Source organism: Roseicyclus sp. (assembly GCF_052168335.1).
Taxonomy (GTDB): domain Bacteria; phylum Pseudomonadota; class Alphaproteobacteria; order Rhodobacterales; family Rhodobacteraceae; genus Roseibacterium.
The window spans coordinates 1-1150 of record NZ_JBQLZP010000158.1; the positions used below are offsets into that span (position 1 = coordinate 1).

General features: G+C 69.6%; 2 protein-coding genes. One reads left to right on the forward strand and one right to left on the reverse strand.

The genetic code is table 11. The features are described 5' to 3' along the window. On the reverse strand, positions 1-483 hold a 483-nt coding region (locus ACTS11_RS04950), incomplete at its 3' end, for an acyl-CoA dehydrogenase family protein (protein WP_442639234.1). 159 nt (positions 484-642) lie between these two features. On the opposite strand from ACTS11_RS04950, the gene ACTS11_RS04955 reads away from it, so the two are divergent. Beyond that, positions 643-1150: PhzF family phenazine biosynthesis protein (locus ACTS11_RS04955; protein WP_442639235.1), on the forward strand; the 508-nt coding region annotated here is incomplete at its 3' end.

Genomic DNA, 1150 nt, shown 5'->3' on the forward strand with positions numbered 1-1150 from the left:
CCAGTATTTCGTGCCGTTCAGCACGTATCGGTCGTTCCGCTTCTCGGCGCGGAGCTTCATGCCCACGACGTCCGAGCCTGCGCCCGCCTCCGACATGGCGAGCGCGCCGACATGCTCGCCCGAGACGAGGCGGGGGAGATACTTCGCCTTCTGCTCGGGGGTGCCGTTGAGCTTGATCTGGTTGACGCAGAGGTTCGAATGCGCGCCGTAGCTGAGCCCCACGGAAGCGGAGACGCGGCTGATCTCCTCGACCGCGACGGTATGGGCGAGATAGCCCATGCCCGCGCCGCCGAACTCCTCGTCCACGGTGATCCCGAGAAGCCCGAGTTCGCCCATCTCGCGCCAGAGCTCGTTCGGAAACGCGTTCTTGCGGTCGATCTCGGCCGCCATCGGCTTCACCCGGTCCTGCGCCCAGCGGTGGACCATCTCGCGCAGCGCGTTGACGTCCTCGCCCAGGTCGAACGTCATCGAGGCCATGAACATGGCGCCCGCCCTCCCTTAATTGAACGGTCGTTCATTTAATACGATCCGTGCGCGGCGCTGTCAAAGGATTCGGGAGCTGCGGCGGCCTGGATCGGCCCTTGCCCTGCCCCGCGCGGGGTGATCCTCTGGACGGCGGACCCGACCTGCCGAGGATGCCCGATGCTGCCCTTCCACGTCCACGACGTCTTCACGACGCGCCCCTTCGCGGGCAACCCGCTCGCCATCGTGGAGGGGGCGGACGCGCTGACGGAGGTGCAGATGCAGACCATCGCGCGGCAGTTCAACCTGTCCGAGACGATCTTCGTGCAGACGCCGGACGACCCCGCGCACACGGCGAAGGTGCGCATCTTCACGCCCGCGGCCGAGATCCCCTTCGCGGGCCATCCGACGATCGGCTGCGCGCTGTTCCTGGCCGAGCGGCTGCGCCTGTCGGAGGTCACGCTCGAGGAGCGCGCGGGCCTCGTGCCCGTTTCGATCAGCGAGACCCCCGAGGGCAGGCTCGCCGAGTTCACCGCCCCGCGCATCCCCGCGCCCATCGGCACCGCGCCCGCCCGCGCCACCGTCGCCGCCGCCGTGGGCATGGCGGAGGACGACCTCGGAACCCACGCCACCGGCGCCTTCGAGGCCGGGCCCGCGTTCCTCTTCGCGCAGGCCGCGAACCTCGAGG